Genomic DNA, 5,002 nt, shown 5'->3' with positions numbered 1-5,002 from the left:
CACGCCGCGCGCGACCAGGCGCATCATCGACCGAAAGGGCGAGGGGCGGGGCATGGTCAGCCGGCGCGGAGCAGCTGCACGGCCACGCGCCGCTCGCGCGGTCCGTCGAACTCGCACAGGTAGATGCCCTGCCACGTGCCCAGCACCAGCCGTCCGCCGCTCACGATCACGGTGACGGACGGGCCGAAGAAGCTGGTCTTGAGGTGGCTGTCGCTGTTGCCCTCGGCGTGCTTGTAGAACGGCTCGTCACGGGGGATGAGCCCGTCCAGCTTGCGCAGCACGTCGTCCACGACGAACGGATCGGCGTTCTCGTTGATGGTGATGGCGGCCGTGGTATGCAGGCTCTGCACGACGACCGCGCCCTCGCGCACGCCGCGGTCCAGGAGCGCCTGCACCTGGTCCGTGATCTCCACCATCTCGCTGCGGGCGCTGGTGCGCACGCGGATCTCTTCCATCGCCGGGTCCGGATCGGGATCGCCAGTGGGTGCGGGAGGCGGGACCAACATGCCCGCCGCGCCGCGCCCTACGCAACTCCCGTGCGGAAGGGGCGGAAAACCCAACTGCTTTCTCACGCAGAGGGAGCAGAGGCAGCAGAGTACCGCGGTCCCATGCGGGCCCGGGTACTCTGCTGTTCTTGCGACCTTCCAGGGGTTAGTTCAGCTCGGGCGAGGCGGAGGCGGCCTGCACGAAGAGCGGCGTCTCGTGCGGAGGCAGGTCGCCCAGGCGCACCATGAAGCGGTACATGCCCTCGCGGGGAAACTGGAGGCCCACGAGCGAGAACAGCTGGTTGGCCGTGGAGTACTCGCCGGGCGGCACGTGCGGCGCCATCAGCTCGCCGGCCGCCTCGAACAGCACGGCGCCGTCCTCGTCCTCCAGGGTCACACGCACGGGGAACATGCGGCCGTTGTCCCCGAACTCCGACTCCACGCGAAACGCGAACACCAGCTTGGGATGCGCGACGGGAAACTCGGCCGCGGCAAGGCGGTCAAAGATCCCCATCAGGTTCAGCTTGCCTTCCTGCGAAACGTTGGCCTCGTCGGCCAGCACCGCCATCGGAATTCTCACGACGTTCCTTTCAGGGATTACGATTCGGGCCGCGCGGGACAGTCGTCCGTCCCCGCGCGCACCCACATCCGCTCCACCCGCGCCGTCTCCGGCAGCGTCTCCACGTCCACCTGCGGGCCCGCCGCCACGGCCGTGGAATCCAGCCCAAAGCTCACGCCCGGCGCCGCGGGGAACCACACGGCGATCTGCCCCTCCCCCTGTCCCGCGCAGGTGCGGCCGTAGCGCCCGCGCAGGTCCGCCAGGGTGGAGCCCACGCCCACGCCCACACCCGTCCTGAGGCCGGCCGTGTCCACCTGGATGCGCTGCACCGTCTGCCCGTTGAGCACCACGAGCACGGGGTTGCCCGCCAGGCGCACGGCCATCCCGCGCTCCGTCATCCCCTCCGGGCCCGGCCAGGTGGTGTCGCGGGCCTCGGGGCACAGGGTGCGCACGTCGGCCGACTTCATGTCCAGCCGCAGCGGGCCGATTCCGTAGCGCGTGACGGCCACGTCCTTTACGCCGCCGCACCCGCCCGCCACCACTTCGCTGCCGCGGCGGATGAGGATGCTGTCCCGCGCCGTCGCCACCTCCTTGCCGTCCGCCCCCGTCACCCAGGCGCGGACGCTGAAGCGCGTCATCGTATCCGTCGCGGCCGATGCGGAACGGCGTCCGGCGCGCGCGGGGGCCGGCGCGGGCGGCATGCGGACGGCCTGCCGGAACTCGGTGCTGGCGCCCGGTGCCAGCGCGGCCAGGGGCCAGGACAGGCGCGTGCCCTCGGCGGACAGCTCACGCCGCGGGGTGGAGTCGGCCAGGGCGGCGGCGGAATCCACCAGCACCTCCACGCGGCCGCCCACGAACAGGTTCACCTGGCCGGAGAGCGGCTGCTCGGTGGCGTTGACGACGGTGACGCGCAGGGTGTCTTCCTCGTTCCACGCCCAGTCGCGGGCCACGTACAGGCGCGCCTCCACGCGGCGCGGCACGCTGTCCAGCCGCACGGGCTCGTCCGCGCGCGGAGCGGCGCGGTCGCGGCAGGCGCCCGTCATCAGCGCGATGCCCATCATCAATCCCATCCGCACGAGCACGCCGCGGCGCGCTCCCGTCATCCGTCGCATGGCCGTCGTCCATCCATCGAAAACCGGGTTCCGTCGCCGTCCGCCAAGCGTGCAACATGGCGCGGCGGGGCCCCGCGCGCGAGTCCCGCTTTTGCGTGGCGGCGCGGTCATCTATCTTGTGCCCCCTTCGCCGGCGCGCGGCCGGCGGCCACAACGGGCCCACGCACGGAACGAGAACGCGATGGCGGACCAGCCGCAGCAGGACAACCCCACGCTGAACGTGGCGCAGCGCACCCGCACGCCCACCGAGGACGAGCGGCTGCTGCAGTCGCCGGTCGAGGCGCCGTCGGCGGCGGACTTTCTCCACTCGGACCCGTGGCGGGTGTTCCGCATCATGGGCGAGTTCGTGGAGGGGTTCGACAACCTGGCGCGCATCGGGCCATCGGTCACCATCTTCGGCAGCGCGCGGACGCCGGTGGACCACCCGGAGTACGCGGCCGCGCGCGAGACGGCGCGGCTGCTGGGCGAGGCCGGGTTCGGCATCATCACGGGGGGCGGGCCGGGCATCATGGAGGCGGCCAACCGCGGCGCGCGCGACGCGGACGTGCTGTCGGTGGGGTGCAACATCGAGCTGCCGTTCGAGCAGGGGATCAACCCCTACGTGGACGTGGCCATCAACTTTCGCTACTTCTTCGTCCGCAAGACGATGTTCGTGAAGTACGCGGAGGCGTTCGTCATCTTTCCCGGCGGGTTCGGGACGATGGACGAGCTGTTCGAGGCGCTCACGCTCATCCAGACGGGCAAGGTGCGCGACTTTCCCGTGGTGATGGTGGGCAGCGCGTACTGGAAGGGGCTGATCGACTGGTTCCGCTCGGCGCTGCTGGCCGAGGGCAAGATCTCGCCGGAGGACCTGGACCTGGTGGTGGTGACGGATTCGCCCGAAGAGGCGGTGCGGGTCATCGTGGACTGCTACGAGAACAACTGCTCGCTGGGCGGCCGCCCCTCGCGCCGTCGCAAGCGCGAGCCCGTGCCCGCCGCGGACATCGACGTTCCGAACACCCGCGCGGACCACGATCCCGCGTCGCCGGAGAACACGCCCGCCGAGCCGCACAAGGCGGACGGACAGTAGGGGGCGTCGCCCCCGAGGGCCCTCACCCCGCTCGTTCCTCGCGTCCCTCTCCCGCAAACTGCGCGGGAGAGGGTGTACACCCCAGCCCCGGCACGGGGCCGGGCCACGAGCGATGAAGGTCTCCCCCTCTCCGCGAGGAACGAGCGAGGAACGAGCGGGGAGGGGGCCGGGGAGTGGGGCGGGCTGCTGCCGGCGTGATCTGTCCTCCGTCCGCGTATACCTGGCGGATGGGCGCGTGAGGTTGGAGCCACGCAGAGATGCGTAGCCCGTGCGCACACCCACGGCGATTGAAATCGCGCCTGTGACCCCGCGATGTCGGCCTTCGCCGACAGGTCGGGGCTGGGCGAGTGCCGTGGGGTGCACGGAGCCCGCGCGCGTGAGTTCGCGTCGCGCGCCGAGCCTGCTCGTGAGTCGCAGTTCTCCCCCTCCCGCGCGCAGCGGGGGCAGGGGGCGGGGGGAGGGGGCTCTCGACCAGGCAGGGGGCCCGCTCCGCGCCGTCAGCCAGTCTCGGTACGATCGTACCTTCGTACGCCGTACCTTCGTACCTCCTTTTCGTTTCGTACTTCAACGCGGACGCAGCGGATGTCGCAGAAAAGCAAGTTCCTGAGCGGAAAGCGCATCGAGCCCACGCGGATCGGCCCCGGGCTGTCCGTGACGGACCTTGTCGATGGGACGTTCCAGGCCTACAACGCCGCGCGCCTGCGCGAGGCCGCGCACCTTCTCACCAAGAAGATGCTGGACGAGGACGTCACCGTCGGCATGACCATGACGGGCGCCCTCACCCCCGCCGGCCTGGGCATGAGCGCCGTCATCCCGCTCATCGAGGCCGGTTTCGTGGACTGGATCATCAGCACGGGCGCCAACCTGTACCACGACACGCACTTCGGCATCGGGCTGGAGCTGCGCCAGGGCTCGCCGCAAATCAGCGACACGGTGCTGCGCGAGGAAGAGGTCGTCCGCATCTACGACATCTTCTTCGACTACTCCGTCCTGCTGGACACGGACGCGTTCTTTCGCCAGATCATCACCGCGCCCGAGTTCCAGCGGCCCATGTCGTCCGCCGAGTTCCACTACCTGTGCGGCAGGTACGTGGCGGCCCGCGAGCAGGAGCTGGGCATTGGCCGCAAGTCGCTGCTGGCGGCGGCGTACGAGCACGCGGTGCCCATCTACACCTCGTCCCCCGGCGACTCGTCCATCGGGATGAACGTGGCCGCCAAGGCGCTGCAGGGGAACAAGCTGATGTTCGACGTAAACGCCGACGTCAACGAGACGGCGTCCATCGTCCTCGAGGCCAAGCGCAGCGGCGGCAAGAGCGCCATCTGGATCCTGGGCGGCGGATCGCCCAAAAACTTCGCGCTGCAGACGGAGCCGCAGATCCAGGAGGTGATGGGCATCGACGAGCGCGGCCACGACTACTTCCTGCAGGTGACGGACGCGCGCCCCGACACGGGCGGCCTTTCCGGCGCCACGCCCGCCGAGGCCGTGAGCTGGGGCAAGATCGACCCGGACCGCCTGCCCGACGCCGTCGTCTGCTACCTGGACAGCACCGTGGCGCTGCCCATCCTGACGGCGTATGCCATGGACAACCACGCGCCCCGCACGCCCAAGCGCCTGTTCGACCGCCGGGAGGCCATGATGGCACGCATCACGGCGGAGTACGAGAAGTCCGAGCGCAACGAGTCCACGCAGGAAACCGCCCGCGAGCACGCCGTGCACGAGGGCGGCATGCTGGACCGCGACCGCTGACGCGCACCGCGCGATCTTCGACGCGCCGGGC

At 70.6% G+C, this 5,002-nt stretch carries 5 protein-coding genes; 2 read left to right on the top strand and 3 right to left on the bottom strand.

Annotated features, from left to right (window positions below):
* Positions 1–56: 56 nt before the first annotated feature.
* The 3 genes from VFZ20_RS03045 to VFZ20_RS03035 all read right to left on the bottom strand — a co-directional run bounded on the left by VFZ20_RS03045 (position 57) and on the right by VFZ20_RS03035 (position 2,147).
* Positions 57–455: a secondary thiamine-phosphate synthase enzyme YjbQ gene (locus VFZ20_RS03045; protein ID WP_329682350.1), complete on the bottom strand. Its 399-nt coding sequence runs from the start codon at positions 453–455 to the stop codon at positions 57–59.
* A 196-nt stretch (positions 456–651) separates the two neighbouring features.
* The gene (locus VFZ20_RS03040; RefSeq protein ID WP_329682349.1) at positions 652–1,065 is read right to left on the bottom strand and encodes a DUF6941 family protein; all 414 of its coding nucleotides are present in this window, start codon (positions 1,063–1,065) and stop codon (positions 652–654) included.
* A gap of 17 nt (positions 1,066–1,082) precedes the next feature.
* Complete coding sequence (locus VFZ20_RS03035; protein WP_329682348.1) at positions 1,083–2,147, bottom strand: hypothetical protein; 1,065 nt, start codon at positions 2,145–2,147, stop codon at positions 1,083–1,085.
* Positions 2,148–2,337: 190 nt separating this feature from the next.
* Here VFZ20_RS03035 and VFZ20_RS03030 point away from each other — a divergent pair, with 190 nt between their 5' ends.
* A complete protein-coding gene (locus VFZ20_RS03030; RefSeq protein ID WP_329682347.1) occupies positions 2,338–3,225 on the top strand; it encodes a TIGR00730 family Rossman fold protein in 888 nt (295 codons plus the stop codon).
* A 582-nt stretch (positions 3,226–3,807) separates the two neighbouring features.
* Complete coding sequence (locus VFZ20_RS03025) at positions 3,808–4,971, top strand: homospermidine biosynthesis protein (RefSeq protein ID WP_329682346.1); 1,164 nt, start codon at positions 3,808–3,810, stop codon at positions 4,969–4,971.
* Positions 4,972–5,002 lie beyond the last annotated feature (31 nt).

Origin of the sequence: Longimicrobium sp. (assembly GCF_036280135.1) — a bacterium.
GTDB lineage: Bacteria > Gemmatimonadota > Gemmatimonadetes > Longimicrobiales > Longimicrobiaceae > Longimicrobium.
Note: the sequence above shows the minus strand (reverse complement) of the source record. Positions and strands in the feature narration are given on the sequence as shown.